Origin of the sequence: Oenococcus sicerae (assembly GCF_004102045.2) — a bacterium.
Taxonomy (GTDB): domain Bacteria; phylum Bacillota; class Bacilli; order Lactobacillales; family Lactobacillaceae; genus Oenococcus; species Oenococcus sicerae.
On the sequence record NZ_CP029684.2, the window covers coordinates 987,570 to 1,013,819 of the forward strand.

The following is a 26,250-nucleotide window of genomic DNA, read 5'->3' on the forward strand; positions in this document are numbered from 1 at the left end:
ATGGATGGACATTTTGTTATAATTGAAGGATTAATGGATACTATTCAAAAGGCTATAAATAAAGATTTCGGAATCAGATTTTCGAATGAAAAACTGTTGCTTGAGGCTTTTACTCAAGGCAACTATTTAAATGAGCACCCGGAAGAAACCGGGCATGATTATCAACGCTTAGAATTTTTAGGCGATTCAGTCATGCAATTGATCGTGGCTGACTATTTGTTCACACGCTACCCGGATTGGGAAGAGGGTCAGTTGACTGAGATGAGAATTGCAATGGTACAGAGCAAGTCTTTCTCTCATTTCGCACGATTGGCTCATTTTGACCGTTATATTCGTCTTGGCAAGGGAGAGGAACTATCTGGTGCTCGTAACCGCGATGGTCTCTTAGAGGATATTTGGGAGGCATTCGTAGGTGCTCTCTACAAAGACCAAGGCCCCAAAGCTGTTTATGATTTTCTTGATCAGACGATCTTTCCAGCCATTGATGAGGGTTTTTTTGAAGAATTTATCGATTATAAGTCTAAATTGCAGGAATTATTGCAACAGGCTGGTTCGGTCAATATTGATTATGAGGTTGAAAAAGAAGATCTTTCTGATCCGCAAAGACCCCGTTTTGATGTAACTGTGTTCGTAGATAAAAAAGCGATCGGATCCGGTTCAGGGCGGTCGATCAAATTGGCTGAAAAAAGAGCGGCAAAAAGAGCTTACCAGGATGTTGTTCCTCGATGAAACTCAAGTCGCTGGAAATTCATGGTTTTAAATCATTCGCTGATAAAACAGTTATTGATTTTATGCCGGGGATGACTGGAATCGTTGGACCGAATGGTTCTGGAAAATCAAACATCATCGAAGCGATCCGCTGGGTCATGGGCGAACAGTCTGCCAAGGGTCTGCGCGGCAACACGATGGCTGATGTCATTTTTGGTGGTGCAAAAAATCGATCTGCCTTAGGCCGTGCTTCTGTGACGATGACAATTGACAACAGTGATCATTATCTGCACTCAGCTTTTGATGAACTGCAGGTATCGCGTCGCTTATATCGAAATGGCGATGCTGAATATTTAATTAATGGTGTAAAGTCTCGTTTAAAAGACATTACAGATCTGTTTGTTGATACGGGTCTTGGCCGCGAGTCTTTTTCGATCATTAACCAAGGCAAAGTAGAGGCGATTTTTAACGCTAAAGCCGAAGATCGACGAGCGATTATCGAAGATGTGGCCGGTGTTTTTAAATATAAACAAAATAAGATCAAGAGCCAAAATGAGTTAGCTCAAACGCAGGCGAATTTGGATCGTTTGCTAGATATTATTAAAGAAATAGCAGATCGCTTGCAGCCTTTGGAAAGTCAAGCGGCTGAAGCCCAACAATTTTTGTCTCTGCGCGGTCAATTTGACCAATTGAATTTGGTGAAACTCGGCAGATCAAAAAAAGAGTTAGTAGCAAATGAACAAGCTGCTTCGTCACAGCTTGTTGAGTTTCAAAATCATATCAAGCAGACCGAGACAAGCTTAAATGATGCCGGTTTGCAGCAAAATCAAGCAAATGATCAGTCGAATCAGCTGGATCTGCAATTATCCGATCTGAATCATACTATCGAGCTGTTGACGCAAAAATATGAGCACGTCCTTGGCGAAAATAATTTGCGCAAACAGAAAAGGGAATCTCTGCAAAATGATTTGCAGCGTCTGACAACTGAAGGGAAACAGCTGAATCAACAGCTGGTTCAACTGACCGATAGACTGTCAGCATTGGATCAACAAGTCAAGACCGGCCGGCAAAAACGATCTGAATCAGAAAAGGCCGTTAAAGCCGTCACGGATCAATTAGCCAAGGATGGCCAATTAAGCAGACAAGATCAATTGTCTGACTTGCGGAATCGTTACGTACAGTCGATGCAGGATGCAGCTTCGGTGTCCAACCAGCTGTTAAATTTAGATAAAGAAAAAATCCGTCATGATGCTCGTTTAAAATCATTGAATAATGATGCCAGCCAATTACAGCAGCATCTTTTAGATAAAAAGGCGCTTTTGACAAAGGCGGCAAATGCCAGTACTGAAAAGACCGATGCAAGTCAGCTTGAACAGCACGCACAGCAGTCTCAAAGCCAGTTAAATGCTAAAAAAACTCAGCTTTCAACTTTTGAGCAGCAGCGTTCAAGTCTTGTGATGCGGTATAACCAAGTTCAAATACGTTTGGAATCCTTGCAAAACGCAAATGAAAATCTAGATCTGTTTGTTGGCGTTCGAAATTTGTTGGCTAATCGTCAACAGTTTACCGGACTTTTTGGAACTGTTGCTGAACTCATCAAAGTGGCGCCGGAATATGCTTTGGCAATCGAGACAGCGCTGGGTGCAGGCTTGCAGAATATCGTTGTGGATAAGCAATCAACAGCGAAACAAGCGATTGATTTTTTGACGCAGCGGCGCTTGGGCCGTGTCACTTTTCTACCAGTGGAATCGATCAAGATGCGTTTTCTATCGGCGAATATTCGCTCGCAATTAACAGCTGAACAGGACTATGTTGACATTGCGGCTTCATTAGTCAAAAGCGAGGTCCAATATCGCGATATCGTTGAAAATCTTTTAGGCACAACGATCATTACCAAAACTTTGGATGCTGCCTTTAAAATTTCAAAGATGCTGAATCAGCACTATCGTGTGGTCACGATCGACGGGCATATTGTCAATGCCGGAGGCTCGATTACTGGCGGTGCTAATCGGCATCAGAGTGGGCTGTTATCTAAGCGGGCTGAATTAGATCGACTGACTGGCGAATTTGATGATTTAAAAGATCGGGGCAGTAAAGCAAATCAACTAATTACTGATTTGCAAAATGAGATCGTAGCCGATGAACGTGAATTCGTCAGCTTAAGAAATACGATCGTTGCTAAAAAAGAGGCTTTTCAATTACAAGCTGGCGGGCAGAAAATTGCTGAAGATGCTTTAGTTCAAACTGAAAAACAGCTAAAAGCCAATCAGATAGAAATTGCTGAGTTGGTTAGCAATGCGGCTGATGCGGCCAAACTCAGACGCGATTTAGCCGCTAAGTTTGGCAATCTGCAAAATAAAAATGATGACTTAGCAGCTCAAATCAATTTGCTGGAAACCAGTTTGGCAGATGAACAATCTACTGCTCACGAACAGAACCATCAACTGCTTTTGGCTCGAGAGAAGCTGGCTGCGGTGAAAGTTCAATTGCAGGCCGATGAAAAAAATGCGGCTGAGTTAGAACTAGCAAAAAATAAGTTAGATGAAAATCTGCTTCAGAATCAAAAACAACTATCTGCCTTAAATGATCGTCTCAAAGAAAATGACGCACTTGTGCTTGCAAATGCTGCTGCTGATGATATTGCTGGTCAATTAGGGTCGGCGAATGAAAAACGCGATCAGCTGACCAAGAATCGTCAGACAGTCAGCGGTAAAAAAATTTTATTGCAAAAACAGATCGATCAGCTGCAACTGACTTTACGCCAATTACTGGATAGTAAAAACCACGTTGATACAAAACTAGCTGCTATTCAAAGTCATTTGAGTGAATTAGAACAAGACCTGATCGATTTAGGCCGACCAAACTTTTCGCAATTGGATTTATTGCAAGCAGAACCTTTATCGGCCATCAGCAGCCGTTTGGCCAAATTAAAAGCTGAATTATCGAAACATAATGCTGTTAATTTGGCCGCGATCGATGAATTGAAAACTGTTCAGGAACGTTATGATTTTCTGACTGGTCAGCGTGATGACTTAGTGGCGGCTTCGGCGAATCTGCAAACTGCGATGAAGCAGATGGATCAAGAGGTCGTGACGAGATTCAAACGGACCTTTGATGCTGTGGCAGAGAAGTTCAAAAAGACCTTTTCTGATTTATTTGCTGGCGGCCAAGCTAGTCTGGAATTAAGCGATCCAAAAAATCTGTTGACCAGCGGTATTGAGATCAAGGTTCAGCCGCCTGGAAAGAAGTTACAGCGCTTGTCCTTGCTGTCGGGCGGGGAAAAGGCTTTAACTGCTATTGCGCTGCTGCTGGCAATTTTGCTGGTCCATCCGGTACCTTTTGCCATTTTAGATGAGACTGAAGCGGCTTTAGATGAATCGAATGTGGATAGTTTTGGTCGTTTTCTCCGAGATTTTGGTGCAAACACGCAATTTATCGTCATTACGCATCGTCAAGGAACCATGCGTTATGCGAATGTTTTGTACGGTGTCACTATGCAGGAACCAGGCGTTTCGACGATGGTCTCGGTTGATTTGGAAAAGGCGGGTAAAAGCTTGGAGGGTGCAAAATGAGTTTGTTTGACCGTTTGCGTGGACGAAAAAAAACTGAAGAAAGGGATAAAAAATCCTTTTTTGGCAAGGTCAAAGATAGTTTTGCGCCGCTGCCATTAGACGATGACGAGCAAACTGCCAAGAAGATTGAGGCAGCTAGCGAAAAGACGCCAATTGAGGCCGATCAGCTGCAAGAATCAACCAGTTATGAGACAGGATTAACGAAGACACGGTCGAGTTTTTCTGAAAAATTTCAACTGCTGATGGCCAATTTTCGCGCAGTTGATGAGAATTTCTTTGATGAGTTGGAGGAGACCTTGATCGCAGCTGATGTCGGGTTCGATATGGCTTTGAAGATTTCTGACGAGCTCCAAGATGAAGTCCGCTTAACAAATGCCAAGAGTAAAAAAGAGGTCCAAAACACGATCATTGAAAAACTCGTCGATGTGTATGACCGCGCCGGTAACGGTGAAGACAATACGATGCATTTTGCACAAACAGTTCAGCCATCGATTTTTTTGCTGGTTGGTGTTAACGGTGTCGGCAAGACGACCACAATTGGTAAAATGGCTGATTTTTATAAGAAACAAGGCAAAAAAGTCCTACTGGCTGCTGCCGATACCTTTCGTGCTGGTGCAACTGAACAATTGGTTGAATGGGCTAAACGTGACCAAGTGGATATTGTGACCGGCAAAGGCAGCTCTGATCCAGCAGCAGTTGTGTTTGATGGTGTTAAAAAGGCCATTGATGGCGATTATGATATTTTGTTTGTTGATACAGCCGGTCGCTTGCAAAATAACGAGAATCTGATGCGTGAATTGGAAAAGATGAAAAAAATTATTACGCGTCAGCTGCCAACTGCACCGCAGGAAGTTTTGCTGGTTTTAGATGCGACGACTGGCCAAAATGCGCTCCAGCAGGCACGCTTGTTTAAGGATTCGACCGATGTAACAGGACTCGTGTTGACTAAACTAGATGGTACAGCCAAAGGAGGCATTGTTTTGGCGATCAGACAAGAACTCCATTTACCCGTTAAATGGGTCGGTTTAGGCGAAAAGGTCACCGATCTTGCTCCTTTTAACGCCGACCAATTTGTATATGGACTATTTAAGGACCTGATTTAATTGGAATTAGCTGAAAAACAATTTTCAACAGAACTATTTGGTTTTTATGGCATCCTCTTGTCTGAAAAACAGCAGTATTATTTGCAGGCCTTATTAGCTGATGATTTGGGTATTTCGGAAATTGCTGAAAATGAGGCTGTGAGTCGCCAAGCTATTTCTGATCAAATCAAACATGCCTTGGAAAGTTTGACTGAATTTGAATCTAAACTCCATTTACGCGAAAATTATCTTGTACGAAGGAAAATCGAGGATCGTTTGGCAACTAAATTCGACCCAAAATTGTTACATAAACTAATTGATTTGGAAGAAAAATAATGGCATTTGAAAATCTTACATCCAGAATCCAAACAGCAATGAAAACAATGTCCGGCAAGGGAAAAGTTTCCGAAGCTGATCTTGATGAGACCTTACGAGAAATTCGTTTGGCTTTACTTGAGGCTGATGTTAATTTAAAGACAGCGCGTAATTTTATTAAGCAGCTCAGAGAAAAAGCCCTGGGTGCCAAAGTCCTCGAAGGGTTGAATCCATCAGAACAAGTTATTAAGATCGTTAACGATCAGTTGACTGAAATGATGGGCGAAAAGGCGGTCCCTTTAAATAAGTCAACTAAAATTCCGACAGTTATCATGATGGCTGGATTGCAAGGCGCCGGGAAAACAACAACTGTTGCCAAATTAGCTAATAAATTAAAGTCTGAAAGCAATGCACGTCCTTTATTGATCGCAGCTGATGTGTATCGCCCAGCTGCCATCGAACAGTTAAAGGTACTTGGGCAGCAGTTGTCGATCCCTGTTTTTGACGAGGGCACTGATAATGATCCGCGAAAGATCGTTCAAGATGGTTTAGCTCAGGCAGATGAAAATAAAAATGACTATGTTTTTATCGATACAGCCGGACGTTTGCAAATTGATGAAGTCTTGATGCAGGAATTAAAGGATATCGAAAAGATCGCTCATCCTGACGAGATCCTGCTGACAGTTGATGCGATGACTGGACAAAATGCCACGGAGACAGCTCAGGGTTTCAATGATGCTTTGGGTATTACAGGCGTTGTGCTGACCAAGCTTGATGGCGATACCCGAGGTGGTGCAGCACTGTCAATTCGCGAGGTCACAGGGAAACCAATTAAATTTGTCGGTGAGGGCGAAAAAGTCACGGACTTGGATGTCTTTTATCCTGATCGTATGGCTAGCCGAATTCTCGGCATGGGCGATGTTCTCTCTTTGATCGAAAAAACCCAAAAAGATTTTGATGAAAAACAAGCTGCTGATCAATTACAAAAGATGCAGGAGAACACTTTTGACTTCGAGGATTTTTTGGAGCAGTTAAAACAAGTCCAGAATATGGGTTCGATGGATAATATCATGAAGATGATCCCAGGTATGGCTAATAATCCCGCACTAGCTAATGCTTCGATCGGGGAAAAGGATTTTGCCCACATGGCTGCGATCGTGTATTCCATGACTAAAGCCGAACGGCGTGATCCAGAATTGTTATCACCAGCCCGTCGACGTCGGATCGCAGCTGGTTCCGGCAGACCAGTCATTGATGTCAATCGTTTAATCAAGCAATTTAAACAAATGCGCGACATGATGTTTAAGTTTGCAAATGGTAAAGGACTGCCAAAAGGAATGTCCGATATGTTTTCTGGCATGAATGAGGGTGATATGGCTGCTGGCGATATGCCGGATATGTCTGCTATGCCTTTTAATCAAGGTGGCCTGGGCGGTAAGGTGGCTGATCTGGCCATGAAGCGTGCATTAAAAAAGATTAAAAAAGCCAAGAAAAAGCGTAATAAACATTAAGACCGTTCTTGGTTTACGAGAGAAATTTTGTCAATCATGAATAAAAAAATACTTACAACATTAGAGTTTGACAGCATCAAAGAGGAGCTGGCACAATATTTAACCACGGCTCAGGGCGTTTATTTGCTATCGCTTTTATTGCCAAAGACTGACGCTGAAGATGTTCAGCAGTTATTAGACCAGACGAATGACGCTTTGATCATTGATCGTTACCGAGGCGGTCTGCCGATTCAAAAAACCAATAACCTGACAGAGATCTTCAAACGGCTCAAATTAAAAGCAGTATTAGGTTCGAGTGAACTGGCCGATTTGAGTGCTTCTTTGCGTTCCAGCCAGGCTATTATTGATTTTTTGCAGACGATCAAAGATGAGATCTGGTTTGAAAATATTCATCAGCTTATTTTTTTGATCAACCGTCTAACGAATTTTTCATCACTATCCGCACGTATTGACCTGACTGTTGATGAGCAGGGGAAAGTGTTGGATACGGCTTCTAAAAAGCTGGCACGAATCCGCAAAAACATCTTATTAACACAGCATAATGTGCGTACGATCCTTTCGAATATGGTTAAAGGCAATGATGCTAAATATTTGTCTGAGCCGATCATTTCAACGCGTGATAATGTGCTGGTATTGCCGGTGAAATCCGAATTCCGCAAACACTTCGGCGGCGTCATTCACGACCAGAGCCAGTCCGGGCTCACTTTGTATGTGGAACCTACTGCCGTTTCGGATCTAAATAATCATCTGCATGATTTGAATTTAGAAGAAGTGCGGGAGATCAATGCAATTTTAATTGATATTTCTCAGCAGTTATTTCCCTTTTACGAACAGTTGAGATTAAATGATGAACTGATCGGTCAATTGGATTTGATTCAGGCTAAAGCTAAATTAGCCAATGCCAGCAATGCGATTAAACCAACGATCAATCATCAAAAAATTGTTGATTTGAAACAGGCTCGCCATCCTTTGCTTCCTAAGGATTCTGTGGCTAATGACATCGCACTTGGCGATGGCTATTTGTCTTTGATCATTACAGGACCAAATACAGGCGGCAAGACCGTGTTGATGAAAACCTTGGGTCTGCTGCAGCTAATGGCACAGGCCGGACTGTTTATTAGTGCTGAACAAGGTTCATCGATCTACATTTTTAATAATATTTTTGCTGATATCGGCGATGAACAAAGTTTGGAACAATCATTGTCAACATTTTCTTCACATATAAAAAATATCAAAACAATTTTAGAGACAGCTGATGATCGTTCGCTTGTTTTGCTGGATGAATTGGGTGCTGGTACTGATCCCAGCGAAGGTGCAGCTTTGGCGATGGCGATCGTTGAAGCCTTGTCCGAACACGGAATTTTGAATTTAACGACAACACACTATCCAGAATTGAAAGTTTTTGCCGATCAAAAGGGTTTTGCAATTAATGCCAGTATGGAATTTGATTTACAGACTTTGCAGCCGACTTACCGCCTGTTATTGGGTATCCCGGGTCAATCAAATGCGATTGCAATTTCACGACGTTTAGGTATTCAGGCGGCGGTGTTGCAACAGGCAGAGTCTTATGTTGACCCGAAGAATCAGGAATTAAATAATTTGATCCAAGGTCTGGTCGCACAAAGACAGGATTTAGCTGATAAACAAGATCTGCTGCAGCACAAGCTCAGCACTGTTGACGACCAGAAAAATCAGCTTGACCAGCAATTAGCCGACTTAGATCAAGAAAAGGCTAAAACGATCATGGCAGCTAAAAACGAAGCCAATCATATTGTGTCTTCTGTGCGCCAAGAATCCAAACAGCTGCTGGACCAGATTCGTCAGCAGCGTCTGCTGGCTGGTTCAACTGCAGGCAAAAATGAGCAGGAACTAAAAAAAATCGCTGACCAGATTGATGAGCTACGTCAGGACTCATCACTTGAAAAAAATAAAGTGTTGAAAAAAGCCCGTTCGGACAAACAGTTTAAGATCGGGGATGACGTGATGGTGACTGCTTATCACCAAGTGGGTACGATCATTGATAAAATATCGAACCAGGACTGGCAAGTTCAATTAGGCATTTTGAAGATGAATGTCAACGGTCGTGATTTAGAAAAGGTTTCCGCTGATCAGCAGAAAAAGCTTGATGCACCCGTTCGCAAGAATAGTAGTACGAGTGTCGTGAAAACAGCTTCGAGAAATGTTTCCGGGCACCTGGATCTGCGTGGCGAACGTTATGAACAAGCAATGATGGATCTGGATCGTTATATCGATCAAGCTATGCTGAACAATATTGACACGATCGAAATCATCCATGGCAAAGGTACTGGTGCACTAAGACAAGGTGTCAGCCAAATGCTGCGTTCCGATCGTCGTATCAAACATTATGAGTTTGCTAATCCAAATGGCGCCGGCGATGGCGCTACGATCGTCGAACTGAATTAGTGATCTGCCGCTAACAGTTTATCAACAAAATCTTTAATTACAGGGGCATCTGAGTCATCGACAGCTAGTTGAATTTTGACAGCATCGGCAGGCATATTTGCACCTGTTTTTTTGACCTGTTCGCTGTAACTATCAACCGCGACACAAAAATCGCGGCCATAAAATTCATCTCCGGATCCAGCTACACCACAAATTTTTCCAGACCAATCAGTATCCTCAAGATCATCATAGAAATCCAAGGACTCATCCGGAATGGAACCATTGTCGTAGGTATAGCAAACGATGACGACGATGTCCGAGTCATTAAAATCATCAACATCGGTGTCTTCAAATTCATGAATCACTGCTTTTTGATCATGTTTTTTAAATTCTTGTGCGATTGCCTTGGCTAATAGCTCGTTATTGCCGGTGATCGTGGCATAAATAATATCAATTTTCACAGTTTCTATTCTAGCCGATAATAATGTGCAAGCGCTTCCAAAATATGCTATATTGTTCCTAGGCAATGAGTTGAGGCTTCAGGAATGAGGAAGCGACTTTGGCGGCCGGCAATCAATTAATTGAAATTTTCGAAATAATGTTTTTCGACCAAATAATACATGGTAGATTGCAAGGTACGCAGAATCAAATCAAAGCCCATTGCTAGTTTGAAACAATCTTTGGATAATAGTTGGACCCGCTTGATCAGCGGGTTTTTAGTTACAAAAAAACCGTTAACATTTTGTTAACGGTTTTTGAAATCTCGTTACTTAGCGTCATAAGCAGCTTGAAAAATTTTAACAATATCTTCTTTTGTTCCTTTACGCGGATTGGAAAAGGCATTACCATCTTTGAGAGAATTTTCTGCCATTAATTCAAAATCTGCAGGTTTGGCGCCGATATCTTTGATCGACTTAGGAATACCAACATCTGCCGACATCTGTTTCATGGCTTTGATGGCTAGTTCGGCAGCATCGCGAGTGGATAGGCCGTCGGTGTTTTCGCCCATAATCTTGGCCAATTCTGCAAAGCGCTCTGGATCAGCAATAATATTATATTCTTCGACATATGGCAGCAACAAAGCACAGCAGACACCGTGAGGGGCATCGTATTGACCACCAAGCTGATGAGCCATTGAATGAACATAACCAAGATTGGCATTGTTAAAGGCCATACCGGCCAACATTTCAGCTTCAACCATTTCTGTTCGAGCCTGTAAATTGTGACCGTTTGCGACGGCCTGACGCAAACTATTTTCGATCAATTTGATGGCTTCAATACATTGCGAATCCGTGATCGGGTTGTGGTCAACTGAGACATAGGGTTCGATCGATTGGACAAAGGCATCCATACCGGTTGCAGCGGTCAAAGCCTTGGGGATATCCAGCATCAATGTTGGATCATTAAAGGAAACAAGCGGAATATTGCGCCAAGATACAACGACAAACTTCAAATGTGTCGCTTCGTTTGTAATGACAGCATGACGCGTCAATTCTGATCCCGTACCAGCAGTCGTGTTAACGGCGATCAATGGCGGCAATGGCTTGTCTAATGTTTCAATACCGGCTAATTTAGTAATGTCATCGCCATTGGTTAGAATGATGCCTGCACCTTTTCCTGTGTCGTGGGCCGAACCGCCACCGACTGTAATGATCGAATCAGCTCCTTCTTTTTGATACAATGCTTTGGCTTCTTGTATATTGTGTATCTTTGGATTAGCTTCTACGCCATTGTAGATGATGTAATCGATTCCAGCGGCTTTTAATGAGTTGATCGTTTGCTCGACTGCACCATTTTTCAGGCCTTGTAAAAATTTATCTGTCACGATCATTGGCTTTTTCATCGCCAGCATCTTGGCACGATCACCAATTTTGTTAATGACACCGGGACCGAAAAAATTAACACTCGGCATCAAAAAATCATAACTACGTTCCATAACGCTCCTTTTTGGAGAACCAACTTTCCCCAAACCCCATTTTAGAAGGGGCAGATTGTGAAAAAAATAGTTAACTAACTTTTGTAATATAATCAGTCGCAATAGTCTGCTTTCGCGTTATACTAATAGGCATCGAGACCAGAAGCCGTGATAGTTTGTTGCAGAAAGCCGAAAGTGATGAGAACCGGTACAAACGAAAGCGAAACTGACTAGCTCTAATAAATCATCAATAAAATAACCAAAGAGGTCGTCTCGTATACTCATGAGGCGGCGAAGTTGGGTGGTACCACGTTTTAAAACGTCCCTCGCTATGTTTTTAGTGAAGGGCGTTTTTATTTTCGAGGAATTATGGCAGATTTAAAGATAACAATGCCGGATGGCAAGGAAAAAGAAATTAGTGAAGCAACGACGCCTTTGCAGATAGCATCTGCAATCAGCCCATCGCTAGCAAAAAAGTCAGTTGTGGCCAAAGTTGATGACCATTACATCGGCATGAATGAAGTGATTCGTTTTAGCGGAAAATTCAAATTAGTGACCAAAGATGAAGATGAAGCTTTGGATGTTTTGCGCCATTCAACAGCTCATTTGCTTGCTCAAGCATTGCGCCACTTGCATCCACAGATTCATTTAGGTGTCGGCCCTTCGATTGCTAATGGCTTTTATTATGATACGGATGATTTGGCCGAAGCCGACAAGCAAGTCGCAGCTGATGAATTTCCTGCAATTATTGCCGAAATGAAGCAGCTGGTCAAACAGAATATTCCGATCAATAACCGACCGGTTTCGCGTCAGGAAGCTTTGAAGATTTTCGCAGCTGATCCATATAAGACTGCTTTGATCAATGATTTGCCGGAGAATGAAGAAATCACAATTGCTGAACAAGGTGACTATACTGATTTGGACCGCGGCGGTTTGGTCCCTTCGACGGGTTGGATCAAACATTTTGCGCTAACTTCTGTTGCTGGTGCATATTGGCGCGGCAAGTCCGATAACCAGATGATGCAGCGAATTTATGGCCTGTCAGAATGGGATGCCAGTCGTTTAGAAGAACAAAAAAAAGCGTTAGAAGAGCGTAAAGAACGCGATCATCGAACAATTGGCAAACAGATGGAATTGTTCTTTACGAGCCAGGAAATTGGTGCCGGATTACCTGTTTGGCTGCCAAATGGTGCTGCGATCCGTCGCACGATCGAAGATTATTTGGTTGAAAAAGAGCGTCAAAACGGTTATATGAACGTTTACACGCCGGTCGTTTCTAATTTGGACTTATATAAGCGTTCTGGTCATTGGGACCATTATCGTGATGATATGTTTCCCGCTATGACGGCTGATGATGGTGAACAGCTTGAATTGCGTCCGATGAATTGCCCATCGCATATCGCTATTTTTGAACATGAACCGCGTTCTTACCGTGATTTGCCTTATCGTATTGCTGAATTTGGCCAAATGCATCGTTGGGAAAAATCTGGTGCACTGACGGGCCTTTCTCGTGTACGCGAAATGACATTAAATGACGGTCATACAGTTGTTTCTCCTGAACAGGTCGAGCCTGAATTTAAAGATATTCTGCGCTTGATCCGTGAAGTTTATGCTGATTTTGGTTTTACAGATAATGATTATCGTTTCCGCCTTTCTTACCGCGACCCCAATAATACGCAAAAATATTTCGATGATGATGCCATGTGGAAACACGCTCAGGATGCTTTGAAACGCGCAATGGATGATATGGGACTTGATTATTTCGAAGCTGAAGGCGAAGCTGCTTTTTATGGACCAAAACTAGATATTCAATTTAAAACGGCCCTTGGAAACGAAGAGACCATGTCAACGATCCAACTTGATTTTCTATTACCGGAACGATTTGATATGAAATATACAGGCGAAGATAACCAAGATCACCGTCCAGTACTGATTCACCGAGGAGTTGTCGGGACAATGGAACGTTTTGTGGCTTTCCTGATTGAAAAGTATAAAGGCCAGTTCCCGACTTGGCTGGCACCCGTACAAGCCGTTGTGATCCCAGTCAATAATGGTGCGCATGGCGACTATGCCAAGAGTATTTATAGCAAATTAATGAAAGATGGTCGTCGTATCAAATTAGATAATCGGGACGAGAAGCTTGGTTATTTGATTCGTGATGCTCAAGTCAATTTGAAAACACCGTATATTCTGGTCGTAGGTGATCAGGAAGTGAAAGATCACACGGTTACTGTTCGTTTCCGTGGGAGCGATTATACTAAAGAAATGTCTGTCGATGCATTCGTCGAGATGATCAATGATGATGTTGCGAATTATTCCAAAGGCAGCGACAAAGTGAAGGAGATGTTAAACAAATGACCGAAATTTCGTTAGAACAAATCAAAGAATTTGATCAAGGCTTAAAAAGTTTTCCTGCGGCCGACGTGATTCGTCGAGCTGTCAGCAGTAATGGTATCGACAAAGCAACTTTAGATGCGAAGGCAGCTATTAATTCCCAGCCGGTTTTTTCCGTTGAAGTGAAAACAGGCAAAGTAGCTAATCAGATGGCTTCTGGACGCTGCTGGATGTTTGCCGCCTTGAACACAATGCGTCATCATACAGCTGATCTTTTCAATATTTCCGACAAATTCGAGTTATCACAAAGCTATACTTTTTTCTGGGATAAATTCGAGAAATCAAATTATTTCTATAATAATGTTGTTAAAACGGCTGATCTGCCTTTGGATGATCGTAAAGTTGCCTATCTGATGCAAACGCCTCAACAAGATGGCGGCCAGTGGGATATGATTTGTGCCATTATTGAAAAATATGGTCTAGTGCCACAATCCGTTTTCCCGGAAAGCTTTGATTCTAGCCATTCTTCAGCTTTAAATCGCTTATTGAATCGTAAACTACGCAAGGATGCCGTTGAGCTGCGTGCATTAGCTGCTCAAAAGACGAATCAAGCTGAAATTGATGAGAAAATCAAGGAATTAAATGCTGATAATTATCGTTTTCTCAGCTTGGTTTTTGGTGATCCCGCTGATGTTGCTCACTTTGATTTTGAATATCGCGATGAGGACAAAAATTATCATTTGGAAAAAAATCTGACGCCAAAATCATTTTTTACCAAGTTTGTCGACCAAGATCTTGAAGACTACGTCTCGATCATTAATGCGCCAACAGCTGATAAACCTTATGACAAAACTTATACGATCGAGAACCTTGGCAACGTTGTTGGTGGTCGTCAAGTTAAGCATTTAAACGTCAAGCTTGACGAATTCAAAAAATTAGCCATCGCGCAATTGAAGGACGGTCAATCGGTTTGGTTTGGTGTTGACATGGGTCCGCAAGTTGATCGCGAGACTGGTTTGATGGACCTTGATAATTATGCCCAAGAAGCGGCCTTTGGTATTGATGTTTCTTTGACCAAAGCAGAGCAGCTGGACTATGCTGATTCGTTGATGACGCATGCAATGGTTTTAACCGGCGTTGATCTTGACGAAAATGATCAGCCTCTACGTTGGAAAGTTGAAAATTCTTGGGGTGAAAAGCCTGGCAAAGACGGCTATTTTGTTATGTCAGATGCTTGGATGAGTCTTTACAGCTACCAAGTTGTTGTCAACAAAAAGTATTTGCCTGAAGCACTGAAAACTGCCCAAGTTCAGGATCCAAAGATATTAGATCCTTGGGATCCGATGGGTGCTTTAGCCTAAATATCTGTCAGATTTTCAGATATCAAAAACCGCTTTTCGAGGCGGTTTTTTGTTTAAGCGGATTTTTTTTGCTCGTACGATGGAACTGATGATTTTTCGTCATGAAATATCTAAAGGCGATGATGGCTGTTAATGTAATCATTATTTCCTCCCATTTGCTACTAACTTTAAGCGAAACATCAGGACAAAAATATAAAAAAACGACTTACTTATGTAATTGTTTGGAAACTAATTATCGAACAGCTGATGCCGGTATTGCTTGGGTGTCATGCCAGTAACAGCATGGAATATTTTGACAAAGTAACTTTTGTCAACGAAAGAGAGATAATTTGAAATTTCTTGCAGGCTTTTTTTGTTATTCGCCAGAAGATTTTTTGCTAAGGCAATTTTTTTGCTGTAAATATAATGTTTAACTGTCATATCATAATGACTTTTAAAGGTCGCGTTAATGCTTTGTTTGGAAACATTACAATTTTCAGCGATATCATGCAAAGCTAGCTTATCAGTTAGATGGGTATCAATATAATGGCGACAAATGGTCGCAATATCTGTTTCATTTTCACGATTATAGCCCTTTAGTGCTTCAAAATATTCCCAGACAATTGTCTTCACATCTGTGTAGAAATTAAGCAGCTCATTTTGATAGACTGATTCAATTAATTCGATTCTCATTTTGGCAGCTTGGTTAAAAGGGAGCCCTGAATCGATCGCGTGATCAGCTAGACTACAAATGAGAGAAACTAAAAGTTCTTTGAGATAGGATTGGCTATATTGTTCAACTACCTCCGATCGACTGTCTTCTTTCGCTGATAATAAATACTTCATCTCATTCAGATTTTTGATAATTCGTTTCTCATCTAAGCCCTGTAAACTTTCAGCTATTTGTTCTTGATAGAAAAAGAAAATTTCTTCTTTGGAACCCTTTTTAAAAGTTTGTTTACGATCGCTAGTTTTTTTTGACTCATTTTTCAGCCAATAAATCAGCAAGTGTCGGATTGGTGCAGCTGTATTGCTGTAAATGGCATAAACGATCTCAGCCAATTGTTTAACTTTTAAAATAGCCTTCTCACTGTTGCTGCTGAGCCCCGAATGAAAGTCTCTTTGAATATATTCGTTTGGTACGAGCAGCAGGCTCTTTTTGGATTCAATTGGAATGTTGAGCATGATCCTGTCACCGTTTTTGATCAAGATATCATTGCCTAGTGAAGCCAATCTAGCAATACGTGCAATATCTTCACTATCGATGAGGACAAAATCGTGATCATCGCCATCAAGTGAATGACCTATTTCGCCATCTTGGATCAAAAATATTTTTTGATCAGTGATTTCACTGAACAATTTTAGATTTTGCTTTGCGTCAGTCATGCACAGATTTTCAGATCATCTTAAGAAATTGTTTATATAAATAATTTCAATTTTTACATAAAACCAATCATATGCTTGCTATGATACGCCTGTTTTGAAAAATAGATTGGATGGTGACAGACGCTAGCATATTAGCAATGAAAATTTCCAACAAGTGAATAGTCTCTTCAAGTTGTCTTTTTAAACAAAGACCAAAATTACATGCCATGGAGAATTGCTTTGTCGATTGAATTTGAGAATATTAGTAAAACGTATGATCAAGCACCAGTTCTTGAAAGTATTAATGCGGAAATTGCAAGTGGTGAATTTTTTGCAGTAGTTGGCCCTTCCGGTTGCGGCAAGAGCACGCTTTTAAGAATGCTGGCGGGGTTAATTGATATTACAAGTGGTGTCATTAAAATTAATGGCAAACAAGTCAATGCGTTACCGGCTAAAAATCGGGGTTTAACAATGGCTTTCCAAGATTACGCACTTTTTCCTTTTTTAAGCGTCGAGGATAACATTGCTTTTGGATTAAAAGCACGAAAAATGCCCATCGAAGAAGTCAAAAAAAGAGTAGATGATGCTCTTGAAATGGTTGATTTGTCAGATTTTAGAGAACGAAAGCCCAAGGATCTTTCTGGTGGTCAGCGGCAGCGTGTGGCTTTAGCTCGAGCCATTGCAAGTGATGCCAAAATATGTTTAATGGACGAACCTCTGTCTAACTTAGATGCCCAATTGAGAGCCAGAATGCGCAGCGAGATCAGGGGTCTTCAGCGTAAGCTAGGCTTGACTTTGATCTATGTCACGCATGATCAAGTGGAAGCGATGACAATGGCGGACCATATTATGGTTTTAAACGATCATCAAGTGCAGCAGATCGATACGCCGTTGGGTATTTATAATCACCCGGCCAATGAATTTGTTGCCAACTTTTTCGGTACACCTCAAATTAATATTCTCTCGGGAGTTTATGAGGCTAATGACGATCAGATCGTGATCGATCATGATTTAAAACTATCGATCACTGAAAAATTAAGTCGGCAAAATTACAAGATCGGTATTCGACCGAATCAATTAGATTTTACGGCGGTTGGTCCGGGCAAAGGGAACGCGACTATTTCAGATTTATCCAATCTTGGTTCACAAACGATCGTGTCAGCGCTCTTAGACAATGGACAAACAGTCAGAATTATCAAAGAAGAACAACTTTTGATCGATGATCAGCAGCGCATTAAAATATTTTCTAAAGGAACTGCTTTTGTTTTTGATCCTGACAAAAAGACTTTGGCTGCTGTCAGTCTTGGGAGCCCTATCTAATGGCCGAAAATAATCGCGTGATCGATCCTAGCGGCTCGGCGGTAAAGGCAGCCAGAGGCGGTTTGGATTTTCAACAACTATCTGTGAAAAAGAATGATAAAGGCTATGCTTGGTTGTTTTTAGGACCATCTTTGCTATTACTAATCGTTTTTATTTTTTACCCGATGCTGAAAACCCTTTATTTGAGTTTATTTTTAACAAACGGCAACGGTCAGAATACGGTATTTGTTGGGCTGCAAAATTACATGACTTTACTAACTTCGGCCACTTACTTTGCTAGTCTTTTTGCAACCTTGATCTATGTACTTGCTGTCTCGTTGCTCACGATTATTTTGGGCCTGCTGTTAGCGAGTACGGCTAGCAAGAATGTTCGCGGCAGCAGTTTTTTTAGAACGATTTTTTCGTCCACGATGGGCGTCTCAATTTCAGTTTCGGCAATTTTTTGGCTATTTATTTTTAATCCTTCAATTGGTGTTTTCACTCAATTGGCTGCTTTTTTACATCTGCCGATTTTAAACTGGTCGACCGATCCTAATTTGGCTATGCTTTCCGTGATCATTTCAACGGTCTGGATGAACTTAGGCTTTGCTTTTCTAATTTTATTCAGTGCCTTTCAATCCTTACCGCAAAGCCTTTATGAAGAAACGGCCATCGAAGGTGCCAGTCCCAGTTATCGCTTTTTTCATGTGACGCTGCCGCTTATTTCGCCGACACTTTTCTTTGTCTCGATCATCACATTGATCGAGTCCTTTAAAAGCTTTGGCTTGATTGATTTAATGACGGCCGGTGGACCGAATAATGCGACCAATTTGCTTGTTTATCATATTTATCAAAATGCCTTTTTAAACGGCAATTATTCTCAGGCCAGTGCGGAATCAGTTATTTTGACCATCGTTATTGCTGTTCTCACTTTTATCCAATTTAAATATCTTGAAAAGAAGGTCAGCTACTAATGGCAAACGTCGATCAATGGACTAGGAATAAAAAAATCTGGCACTATATCCTATTGATTTTACTGTCAGCCTTGATCATTGGGCCTTTCATTATTGGCCTTTGGACCAGCTTGTTGCCAACTGCTGATATTTCCAGCGGCAATTTATTGCACAGCAGTATTTCTTTAAACAATTATTGGGAAGCTTTCACGCAGACACCGATCATTCGTTATTTGTTTAATAGCTTGCTGATCTCTTTTTTAACGATGCTCTGTCAGGTTTTCTTCTGCTCAATGGCGGCTTATGCTTTTGTCTTTATCGAATTCAAGCATCGGAATTTCTATTTTTACCTTGTCTTATCCACGATGATGCTGCCATTTGAAGCCGAGGTGATCCCGAATTTTCAAACGATCAAATCCTTGGGTTTGCTTAATAGTTACGCTGGCATGATCGTCCCTTTTATGACATCGGCCTTTGGCATCTTTATGCTGCGCCAAGCCTTTATGCAAATGCCCTACGAATTAAAAGAGGCTGCTGATGTTGAGGGACTGAATCACTGGCAGTTTTACGTGAAAGCTGTACTGCCTTATAGCAGATTGAGTCTTTACACTTTGGCCGCCTACAGCTTTCTATCAGCCTGGAACCAATATCTTTGGCCGATGCTGACGACTTTCAGTGATGATTTTCGACCAGTTCAAGTTGGTTTACGCGAATTACAATCTCAAGAAACATTTAATAATTGGGGTATGATTCAAGCCAGTGCGGCCATTATCGTGATCCCGACTCTGATTGTTTTGTACTTTGGTCAGCATTACTTTAAGTCTGGTTTGAATGAGGGTGCAGTCAAATGATCAAGAGAGAAAAAGTTTTCTATCAGATAATCATGCTTGTGGCAACAATTTTATTGTGCTTAAGTACGGCGGTTATCAACCATCGACAGTCTTTTGCGGCTAGCGATCAGAAAAGAACGAAAATCGTGTTTTGGCACGAAATGACCGGACCGGCACAGGCACAGCTGAATACTTTTGTGCAGCAGTTTAATCAGTCACAAAAACAATATCAAGTTGTCCCGCAATTTGAAGGGTCTTACGAAGAGGCTGTGCAGAAGATTTTAAACACCCATGGCAGCAGCGCATCGCCAGCTGTTTTTCAATCGGCAGATATTTCTGTCAGCCAGCTTTATCACAGCGGCTATATTACAAAAGTACAAAAATTTGTCGACCAAGATCAAAGCTTCGATATCAGTAAAATTTCTTCAGTTGCGCGTGCTTTATATAGCCAAAAAGGAGAGCTTTTGGGCATGCCTTTCAACACCTCTCAGCCGGTGCTCTATTACAATGCCAGTTTACTAAAGAAATATCATATTACGCCACCACCACTTGATCCAAGTTATAGTGATATTACCCGTGTGGCTACGCAATTATATGAACGATCACATAAAAAAGTAAAAGGAATGAGCATGGAAGTATATGGTTGGTTATTTGATCAGCTCATCGCAAATTCCGATAACTATAGTGTAAATAAGCAAAACGGTCGATTGTCAACACCGACGCAAGCATCGTTTATTAATTCTGGATCGTTGAAAGCCATGAAGTGGGTTCAAAAAAACGTGAAGAAAGGTGATTTCATTAATTATGGTTCAGGTGGCAATGCTTCCGCTAATGAAATTGCAGCGTTCCTGTCAGGCAAGCTCGGCATATTTATGGAATCATCAGCCGAAATTGGTCAATTGACACTTGGCATGAAAAAGCAGGAATTAGGTGTCACTTACTATCCACATGCTGATGGTCAAAAAGCCAATGGCGTCGCCATTGGTGGTGCGGCGCTTTGGATCGGCAATGATAAAAGTCAAAAGGTCCAACAAGGAGCTTGGGATTTTATTAAATATTTGGAAACGGCTAAAAATCAGGCTGTTTGGCAAAAAGCGACCGGTTACTTGGCGTTAAATAAAGATTCCCGTAAGACGAGTATCTTAAAATCGCTCTATAAGAAAAATCCAGCGCTCAAAGTGCCAAGCAACCAATTGCTAAAAACAACTGCCAATAATGCCAATTCCGGTATTTTCATTGAAGGAATCGTTCAAGAAAGAATCATTCTCAATACGGCGCTGGATCAAATTTATAGCAATGGCAATATCGATAAAAGTTTGAAGCAGGCTGAGCAAGCAATGAACAGCTATATTAAAAATAATAATCGTGCCAATGGCTGGAAGTATTAGTTCTAAAATGAATAGAGGAGAGAAGATGTCGGATCAACAGACTTTAATTTTTGCCCATCGTGGTATTCCGATTCGTTTTCCGGAAAATTCACTTGCTGGTTTTCAATATACAATTGATCAGGGGGCTGATGGTATTGAATTTGACGTTCATTTGACGAAAGATAGAATTCCAATTATTATGCATGATGAAAAAATTGACCGGACGACAGATGGCAGCGGCTTTATCAAAGACTATCAGTGGAGCGAGTTAAAAAAATTCAAATTGGCCGATGGACAATCAGTTCCTTCTTTGGCTGAATTTTTACAAGTCGTTGAAAACAAACCAATTCGCCTGAATCTTGAATTTAAAACTGATTTATTTCACTACGAGGGCATTGAAAAAATTGTTATGGCAATGGTGAAGCGGACGGAACTTGCTTACCCGATTATATACTCATCTTTTTATTTAAATTCGCTGAGAAATTGCTATCAAATTGATCCAGATGGCCAATATTGTTTTTTGACTGCTAAATATCTTCATAATGCTGAACATTTCATGAGGATCAATCATTTAGCCGGACTTCATCTGAAACACTATCAAAAAATTCCGCATACGATCGAACGCATCTGGACTGTTGACGATCCTGCAAAACAAAGAAAATTGTTTAAGAAAAAAGTTGCCGCTTTGTTTACGAATGATTTTCAAAGCGCCAACGAAAGGCGTTTAGCGTTTAAATGAATGTAGTGAGAATTACACCTGATTCAGGAAGGCTGATGATATGCAGTTATTATCGAAAAAAGAGCATCCCTTTAGAATTTGCCAGTTGACCGATCTGCACTTGGATCCTTATCCTTTCTCGGTAGCTGATCAGGAAACCATCTCCAAAATTCAGCGTTTACTTGCTAGCACGAAATTTGATTTGATCATGATAACCGGTGATTTGATTTGGGGGAAACATTCTGCTGACCCAAAAGAAACGATGAAATATTTCTACGCTATATTTGATCAGATTAATACGCCTGTTGCTGTGACCTATGGCAATCATGATACAGAAGGTTTGTTTGATCGTGAAACAATTCGCAGCTATGAATCCTTTATAAACCATCCAGCCGATAAACATCAGCGTTTTATTGTTCACGATCTTGAAAATTACAGTCTACAGATTGTTGACCATGATAGCGGAAAGTTGTCTCACGTGATCTATGTCTGGGATAGTGGTGCTTATTCAAATGATGACCGCTTCGGTCTCTATGAACCGATCAGTCGAGAACAAATTAATTGGTTTGAAAAACTGCCTTACGATAATTCTGTACCAAGAGTTGATCTGGGTTTTATTCATATTCCGATCCCGGAATATGCCGAAGCTAAAAATTTTATTTTTGATGGCCAAATCGCTGAGCCGATCGGTTCGCCGGAAATTAATTCCGGACTTTTTTATAGTTTGCTGAAAGATGCTAATTTTAAAGCCATTTTTGCAGGTCATGATCATGATAATAATTTCATGGCCAATTATCGCGGCATTGATTTTGTTTATGGCAATGCCAGCGGTTTCAACACTTACGGCAAAATCAAAAGAGGTTACAAACAAATTGATCTTTATGAAGATCATATTACAAGCAAAAATATTCCTTTTCCGGACAATTAGTGTCAATTTTGGCATGTAAGATACTATTTTGTTCGTAAAAGGCTTTAAATGACCCTGATTTAGTATAAAATTTAGTTGCTAGGTAATTAGTTTGCTTTACTTGGTTACTTAGTTTTTATTCTATGGCGATTTTTGCGATCAAACCAAGATACTGGCATCAAAAAGTTTCAGGACTAAAAGCGTTTGTTAATGTTAGTCCTTTATTTTTAGTTGTCCGTGTAAGCGCTTGCGTAAAACGTTTAAATAGACTAATATTTATGAGTAACAAAAAACAGTCTCTTTTTAGGGATGGGGAATAAAGGAGGATAGCACGATGGTTGGAATAGTCATCGCAAGTCACGGCGAATTTGCCAAGGGCATTCTTCAATCAGGCGAGATGATATTCGGCAAGCAGGAAAAAGTAGCAGCTGTTACTTTTATGCCGAATGAAGGTCCTGATGATTTGAGGAAACATTTGGATGCAGCGATTGCCAGTTTTGCTAGCGACGATGAAGTTCTGTTCTTAATTGATCTTTGGGGCGGATCTCCATTTAACCAATCGAATGCTATTTATGAAGAACACAAGGATAAAATGGCGATCGTTACCGGCTTAAATTTGCCGATGCTGATCGAAGCATATTCTTCGCGTTCAAACTTAAATAGTGCTCATGAAATTGCTGCACATATTCTAGTCGAGGCTCGCGCCGGAGTTAGAACTAAGCCTGAGGAATTGACACCCAAGGCGGCTGCGCCGAAAGCTAAAGCGGCCATTATTCCGCAAGGAGATGGACAAGCAAAGATCAGTTTGGCAAGACTTGATTCGCGTCTGCTTCATGGACAAGTGGCCACAGCATGGTCTAAATCAGTTAATCCGACACGTATTATTGTTGTTTCAGATAATGTGGCTAAGGATCAACTAAGGAAGTCGCTGATCACTGAGGCTGCGCCTCCTGGAATCAAAGCTAATGTTATCCCGATCGATAAGATGATCAAGATTTGGCATGATCCAAGGTTTGGAAATGAGCGTTTTCTATTGTTGTTTGAAACAGCAGAAGATGTTGCACGGGCAGTCGATGGTGGTGTCGACATACCTGAATTAAATATTGGTTCTCTGGCACATTCTGATGGAAAAACGATGATCAACAACGTGTTAGCCGTTGACCAAAAAGATGTTGATACTTTTGAACATCTGCGGGATAAAGGTGTTAAGTTCGATGTTCGTAAAGTGCCTTCAGATGATAGCAAGGATATGCTGGCCTTGATTAAAAAAGCTGGATTTAAGCTGGATGACAGTAAGGAGAAAAAGTAATGTCCGTTATATCGATTATTTTAGTTGTCGTAGTTGCCTTCTTCGCCGGTATGGAAGGTATTCTAGACGAGTTTCAATTCCATCAGCCTTTGGTTGCTTGTACGCTGATCGGATTGGTTACTGGTGATTTGGGTCCATGTATCATGTTAGGCGGTTCCTTGCAATTGATCGCCCTCGGCTGGGCTAACATCGGTGCTGCTGTTGCGCCTGATGCTGCCTTGGCTTCAGTTGCTTCATCGATTATTTTGGTTCTAGGCGGCCAAGGTACTAAGGGTGTTTCCTCTGCGATCGCCTTAGCCATTCCGCTTGCCGTAGCTGGTTTGTTCTTGACTATGGTTGTCCGGACACTTGCCGTTCCGATTATTCATTTTATGGATCGAGCTGCTGATCGTGGCGATTTTAAAACGATTGATCTCTGGCAGATTATCGCGATCTGCATGCAGGGCCTGCGTATCGCGATCCCGGCTGGTGCATTACTCTTTATTCCAGCTTCAGCTGTTAAAGGTGTTTTGGAAGCGATGCCAGCTTGGTTGACAGATGGTATGGCTATCGGTGGCAGTATGGTTGTTGCCGTTGGATATGCAATGGTTATCAACATGATGTCCAGCCGTGAAACCTGGCCTTTCTTCGCTCTAGGTTTTGTTATTGCGACTGTCACTAATTTCACATTGATTGCCATTGGTGCAATTGGTGCCTCACTGGCCCTTATCTACTTGGACCTCTCTAAAAAAGGAAGCTCGTCCAATGGCGGTGGTGGCAACACTGGCGATCCACTCGATGATGTTCTAAATGATTACTAAGGAAAAGGAGGGATAAAAATGGCAGATGAAAAAATTCATTTAACAAAAAGAGATCGACTGGCCGTTGCATGGCGTTCCACCTTTATTCAAGGGTCATGGAATTATGAGCGTATGCAAAACGGTGGCTGGGCATTTTCACTGATTCCCGCTATTAAAAAATTGTATAAGACCAAAGAAGACCGGTCTGCTGCTTTGAAGCGGCATTTGGAATTCTTTAACACTCATCCTTACTTGGCTTCTCCGATTATTGGTGTTACCTTAGCACTAGAAGAAGATCGTGCTAATGGTGCAAAGGTTGATGATACAGCTATTCAAGGTGTCAAAGTTGGTATGATGGGTCCCTTGGCTGGTGTTGGTGATCCAGTCTTCTGGTACACGGTTAGACCAATTTTAGGTGCTTTAGGTGCTTCTTTAGCTCTGAGCGGCAACATTCTTGGCCCGATCCTGTTCTTCGTTCTTTGGAACATTATTCGTTGGGGATTTATGTGGTACACCCAGGAATTCGGTTATCGTGCCGGTTCTAAAATTACAGATGACCTGAGTGGCGGTTTATTGCAAGACGTTACGAAGGGCGCTTCGATCATGGGTATGTTTGTTCTAGCGGCCCTTGTCCAGCGCTGGGTTTCGATCAAATTCACACCAGTTGTTTCAAACATCAAGCTAAGTAAAGGTGCCTATATCGATTGGAATAAGATTCCACTAACGCATAAAGGATTGCAAGATGCGTTTACCCAATATGCTAGTGGTCTTCCTTTAAGTTCTATCAAGACGACGACTTTGCAAAATAACTTGGATTCATTGATTCCTGGTTTGGCAGCCTTACTGCTGACCTTCCTATGCATGTGGTTATTGAAGAAAAAGGTTTCACCAATTATCATTATTTTGGGAATCTTCGTCTTCGGTGTCGTTGCACACTTGCTGAATATTTTGTAAACTGCATTTGTGAGTTATTTAAGAACGATCTTATTCGGGAATCTCTCGATGGATCGTTCTTTTATTAAGCGACAGTTTGAGATTTGTTAAAAAAAAGGAGAAGCAGATGGTAGAGTCGTTGAACACAAAAGTTGATTTAGTGACCAAGGCAACTTCCTTTTTAGGTTTATCCAGTTATGGCAAAATCATGATTGGTGACGTTGGTTTTGAATTTTACAATGACAGCGATATCAATAAATTTATCCAAATTCCTTGGAAAGATGTTGATTATGTGATTGCTTCGGTGCTGCTAAGGGGTCGATGGATTCCTCGTTTTTCCATTCAGACAAAACGCAATGGCAGCTATACCTTTGCTGCTAGACATCCTAAAAGGGTCTTGCGTGCCATACAAAAATACGTTCCCAAGGATCGAATGGTACGCTCCTTGAGCTTTTGGCAGGTGATCAAACGTGGTTTGAAATCAATATTCAGCCGCAAAAGTAAAAAAATCAGCAGTAAATAATTGTGTACGAAAAATGTTTTCACGATAACCCAAAAATGGGTGATTCGGGGAAACATTTTTTTGTGAATTAGTTATATAATTTTTGGA

The 26,250-nt window shown here is 41.3% G+C and carries 21 protein-coding genes; 18 read left to right on the forward strand and 3 right to left on the reverse strand.

What is annotated here, in order from left to right; translation table 11 throughout:
* Positions 1-33 precede the first annotated feature (33 nt).
* Genes rnc through DLJ48_RS04985 form a run of 6 tightly spaced genes read left to right on the forward strand, consistent with a single transcriptional unit; the run spans position 34 to position 9,612 of the window.
* Entirely contained in the window at positions 34-729 is a 696-nt protein-coding gene (gene rnc, locus DLJ48_RS04960; protein ID WP_128686400.1) for a ribonuclease III, read from the forward strand.
* On the forward strand, positions 726-4,280 hold the full coding sequence (gene smc / locus DLJ48_RS04965) for a chromosome segregation protein SMC (protein WP_128686401.1): 3,555 nt from the start codon (positions 726-728) through the stop codon (positions 4,278-4,280). The genes rnc and smc overlap by 4 nt, the downstream gene beginning before the upstream one ends.
* Positions 4,277-5,383, forward strand: a complete 1,107-nt coding sequence (gene ftsY, locus DLJ48_RS04970; RefSeq protein ID WP_128686402.1) for a signal recognition particle-docking protein FtsY — start codon at positions 4,277-4,279, stop codon at positions 5,381-5,383. Before smc ends, ftsY begins: the two co-directional genes overlap by 4 nt.
* The gene (locus DLJ48_RS04975) at positions 5,384-5,698 is read left to right on the forward strand and encodes a helix-turn-helix domain-containing protein (protein WP_128686403.1); all 315 of its coding nucleotides are present in this window, start codon (positions 5,384-5,386) and stop codon (positions 5,696-5,698) included.
* The gene (ffh, locus tag DLJ48_RS04980) at positions 5,698-7,188 is read left to right on the forward strand and encodes a signal recognition particle protein (protein ID WP_128686404.1); all 1,491 of its coding nucleotides are present in this window, start codon (positions 5,698-5,700) and stop codon (positions 7,186-7,188) included. Before DLJ48_RS04975 ends, ffh begins: the two co-directional genes overlap by 1 nt.
* 36 nt (positions 7,189-7,224) lie before the next feature.
* Positions 7,225-9,612, forward strand: coding sequence for an endonuclease MutS2 (locus DLJ48_RS04985; protein ID WP_128686405.1), 2,388 nt, complete (start codon positions 7,225-7,227; stop codon positions 9,610-9,612).
* Here DLJ48_RS04985 and DLJ48_RS04990 read toward each other — a convergent pair.
* Together DLJ48_RS04990 and DLJ48_RS04995 are read right to left on the reverse strand one after the other, a co-directional pair.
* Positions 9,609-10,052, reverse strand: a complete 444-nt coding sequence (locus DLJ48_RS04990) for a flavodoxin domain-containing protein (RefSeq protein WP_128686406.1) — start codon at positions 10,050-10,052, stop codon at positions 9,609-9,611. The two genes, DLJ48_RS04985 and DLJ48_RS04990, sit on opposite strands and share 4 nt — an antisense overlap.
* 305 nt (positions 10,053-10,357) lie before the next feature.
* Positions 10,358-11,527, reverse strand: coding sequence for an iron-containing alcohol dehydrogenase (locus DLJ48_RS04995; RefSeq protein WP_128686407.1), 1,170 nt, complete (start codon positions 11,525-11,527; stop codon positions 10,358-10,360).
* A gap of 348 nt (positions 11,528-11,875) precedes the next feature.
* Between DLJ48_RS04995 and thrS the strand changes: the two genes are divergently transcribed.
* Positions 11,876-13,864, forward strand: coding sequence for a threonine--tRNA ligase (gene thrS, locus DLJ48_RS05000; protein ID WP_128686408.1), 1,989 nt, complete (start codon positions 11,876-11,878; stop codon positions 13,862-13,864).
* On the forward strand, positions 13,861-15,201 hold the full coding sequence (locus DLJ48_RS05005; RefSeq protein ID WP_128686409.1) for a C1 family peptidase: 1,341 nt from the start codon (positions 13,861-13,863) through the stop codon (positions 15,199-15,201). The genes thrS and DLJ48_RS05005 overlap by 4 nt, the downstream gene beginning before the upstream one ends.
* A gap of 228 nt (positions 15,202-15,429) precedes the next feature.
* Here the strand turns inward: DLJ48_RS05005 and DLJ48_RS05010 are convergent, their stop codons facing one another.
* On the reverse strand, positions 15,430-16,566 hold the full coding sequence (locus DLJ48_RS05010; protein WP_128686410.1) for a helix-turn-helix domain-containing protein: 1,137 nt from the start codon (positions 16,564-16,566) through the stop codon (positions 15,430-15,432).
* Between the two features lie 219 nt (positions 16,567-16,785).
* Between DLJ48_RS05010 and DLJ48_RS05015 the strand changes: the two genes are divergently transcribed.
* The 10 genes from DLJ48_RS05015 (at position 16,786) to DLJ48_RS05060 (ending at position 26,163) form a co-directional block, all read left to right on the forward strand.
* Positions 16,786-17,865 (forward strand): ABC transporter ATP-binding protein, encoded by a 1,080-nt coding sequence (locus DLJ48_RS05015; RefSeq protein WP_128686411.1) that lies wholly within the window; start codon positions 16,786-16,788, stop codon positions 17,863-17,865.
* On the forward strand, positions 17,865-18,818 hold the full coding sequence (locus DLJ48_RS05020; RefSeq protein ID WP_128686412.1) for a carbohydrate ABC transporter permease: 954 nt from the start codon (positions 17,865-17,867) through the stop codon (positions 18,816-18,818). The genes DLJ48_RS05015 and DLJ48_RS05020 overlap by 1 nt, the downstream gene beginning before the upstream one ends.
* Positions 18,818-19,648: a carbohydrate ABC transporter permease gene (locus DLJ48_RS05025; protein ID WP_128686413.1), complete on the forward strand. Its 831-nt coding sequence runs from the start codon at positions 18,818-18,820 to the stop codon at positions 19,646-19,648. Before DLJ48_RS05020 ends, DLJ48_RS05025 begins: the two co-directional genes overlap by 1 nt.
* Complete coding sequence (locus DLJ48_RS05030) at positions 19,645-21,015, forward strand: extracellular solute-binding protein (RefSeq protein WP_128686414.1); 1,371 nt, start codon at positions 19,645-19,647, stop codon at positions 21,013-21,015. Before DLJ48_RS05025 ends, DLJ48_RS05030 begins: the two co-directional genes overlap by 4 nt.
* A 25-nt stretch (positions 21,016-21,040) precedes the next feature.
* Positions 21,041-21,733: a glycerophosphodiester phosphodiesterase family protein gene (locus DLJ48_RS05035; RefSeq protein ID WP_128686415.1), complete on the forward strand. Its 693-nt coding sequence runs from the start codon at positions 21,041-21,043 to the stop codon at positions 21,731-21,733.
* Positions 21,734-21,773: 40 nt separating this feature from the next.
* Entirely contained in the window at positions 21,774-22,640 is an 867-nt protein-coding gene (locus DLJ48_RS05040) for a metallophosphoesterase (RefSeq protein WP_128686416.1), read from the forward strand.
* Between the two features lie 313 nt (positions 22,641-22,953).
* The gene (locus DLJ48_RS05045) at positions 22,954-23,928 is read left to right on the forward strand and encodes a mannose/fructose/sorbose PTS transporter subunit IIA (protein WP_128686417.1); all 975 of its coding nucleotides are present in this window, start codon (positions 22,954-22,956) and stop codon (positions 23,926-23,928) included.
* Positions 23,928-24,728 carry a PTS mannose/fructose/sorbose transporter subunit IIC gene (locus DLJ48_RS05050; protein ID WP_128686418.1) on the forward strand — a complete coding sequence of 267 codons (801 nt, stop codon included), beginning with the start codon at positions 23,928-23,930 and terminating at the stop codon, positions 24,726-24,728. The genes DLJ48_RS05045 and DLJ48_RS05050 overlap by 1 nt, the downstream gene beginning before the upstream one ends.
* A gap of 18 nt (positions 24,729-24,746) precedes the next feature.
* Positions 24,747-25,661: a PTS system mannose/fructose/sorbose family transporter subunit IID gene (locus tag DLJ48_RS05055; protein WP_128686419.1), complete on the forward strand. Its 915-nt coding sequence runs from the start codon at positions 24,747-24,749 to the stop codon at positions 25,659-25,661.
* Positions 25,662-25,767: 106 nt separating this feature from the next.
* The gene (locus DLJ48_RS05060) at positions 25,768-26,163 is read left to right on the forward strand and encodes a DUF956 family protein (RefSeq protein WP_128686420.1); all 396 of its coding nucleotides are present in this window, start codon (positions 25,768-25,770) and stop codon (positions 26,161-26,163) included.
* Positions 26,164-26,250: the final 87 nt, after the last annotated feature.

Coding starts and splice junctions, on each gene's coding strand:
- rnc (WP_128686400.1), top strand. CDS start 34: ATGGATACTATTCAAAAGGCTATAAATAAAGATTTCGGAATCAGATTT.
- smc (WP_128686401.1), top strand. CDS start 726: ATGAAACTCAAGTCGCTGGAAATTCATGGTTTTAAATCATTCGCTGAT.
- ftsY (WP_128686402.1), top strand. CDS start 4,277: ATGAGTTTGTTTGACCGTTTGCGTGGACGAAAAAAAACTGAAGAAAGG.
- ffh (WP_128686404.1), top strand. CDS start 5,698: ATGGCATTTGAAAATCTTACATCCAGAATCCAAACAGCAATGAAAACA.
- DLJ48_RS04985 (WP_128686405.1), top strand. CDS start 7,225: ATGAATAAAAAAATACTTACAACATTAGAGTTTGACAGCATCAAAGAG.
- DLJ48_RS04995 (WP_128686407.1), bottom strand. CDS start 11,527: ATGGAACGTAGTTATGATTTTTTGATGCCGAGTGTTAATTTTTTCGGT.
- thrS (WP_128686408.1), top strand. CDS start 11,876: ATGGCAGATTTAAAGATAACAATGCCGGATGGCAAGGAAAAAGAAATT.
- DLJ48_RS05005 (WP_128686409.1), top strand. CDS start 13,861: ATGACCGAAATTTCGTTAGAACAAATCAAAGAATTTGATCAAGGCTTA.
- DLJ48_RS05010 (WP_128686410.1), bottom strand. CDS start 16,566: ATGACTGACGCAAAGCAAAATCTAAAATTGTTCAGTGAAATCACTGAT.
- DLJ48_RS05020 (WP_128686412.1), top strand. CDS start 17,865: ATGGCCGAAAATAATCGCGTGATCGATCCTAGCGGCTCGGCGGTAAAG.
- DLJ48_RS05025 (WP_128686413.1), top strand. CDS start 18,818: ATGGCAAACGTCGATCAATGGACTAGGAATAAAAAAATCTGGCACTAT.
- DLJ48_RS05030 (WP_128686414.1), top strand. CDS start 19,645: ATGATCAAGAGAGAAAAAGTTTTCTATCAGATAATCATGCTTGTGGCA.
- DLJ48_RS05035 (WP_128686415.1), top strand. CDS start 21,041: ATGTCGGATCAACAGACTTTAATTTTTGCCCATCGTGGTATTCCGATT.
- DLJ48_RS05040 (WP_128686416.1), top strand. CDS start 21,774: ATGCAGTTATTATCGAAAAAAGAGCATCCCTTTAGAATTTGCCAGTTG.
- DLJ48_RS05045 (WP_128686417.1), top strand. CDS start 22,954: ATGGTTGGAATAGTCATCGCAAGTCACGGCGAATTTGCCAAGGGCATT.
- DLJ48_RS05050 (WP_128686418.1), top strand. CDS start 23,928: ATGTCCGTTATATCGATTATTTTAGTTGTCGTAGTTGCCTTCTTCGCC.
- DLJ48_RS05055 (WP_128686419.1), top strand. CDS start 24,747: ATGGCAGATGAAAAAATTCATTTAACAAAAAGAGATCGACTGGCCGTT.
- DLJ48_RS05060 (WP_128686420.1), top strand. CDS start 25,768: ATGGTAGAGTCGTTGAACACAAAAGTTGATTTAGTGACCAAGGCAACT.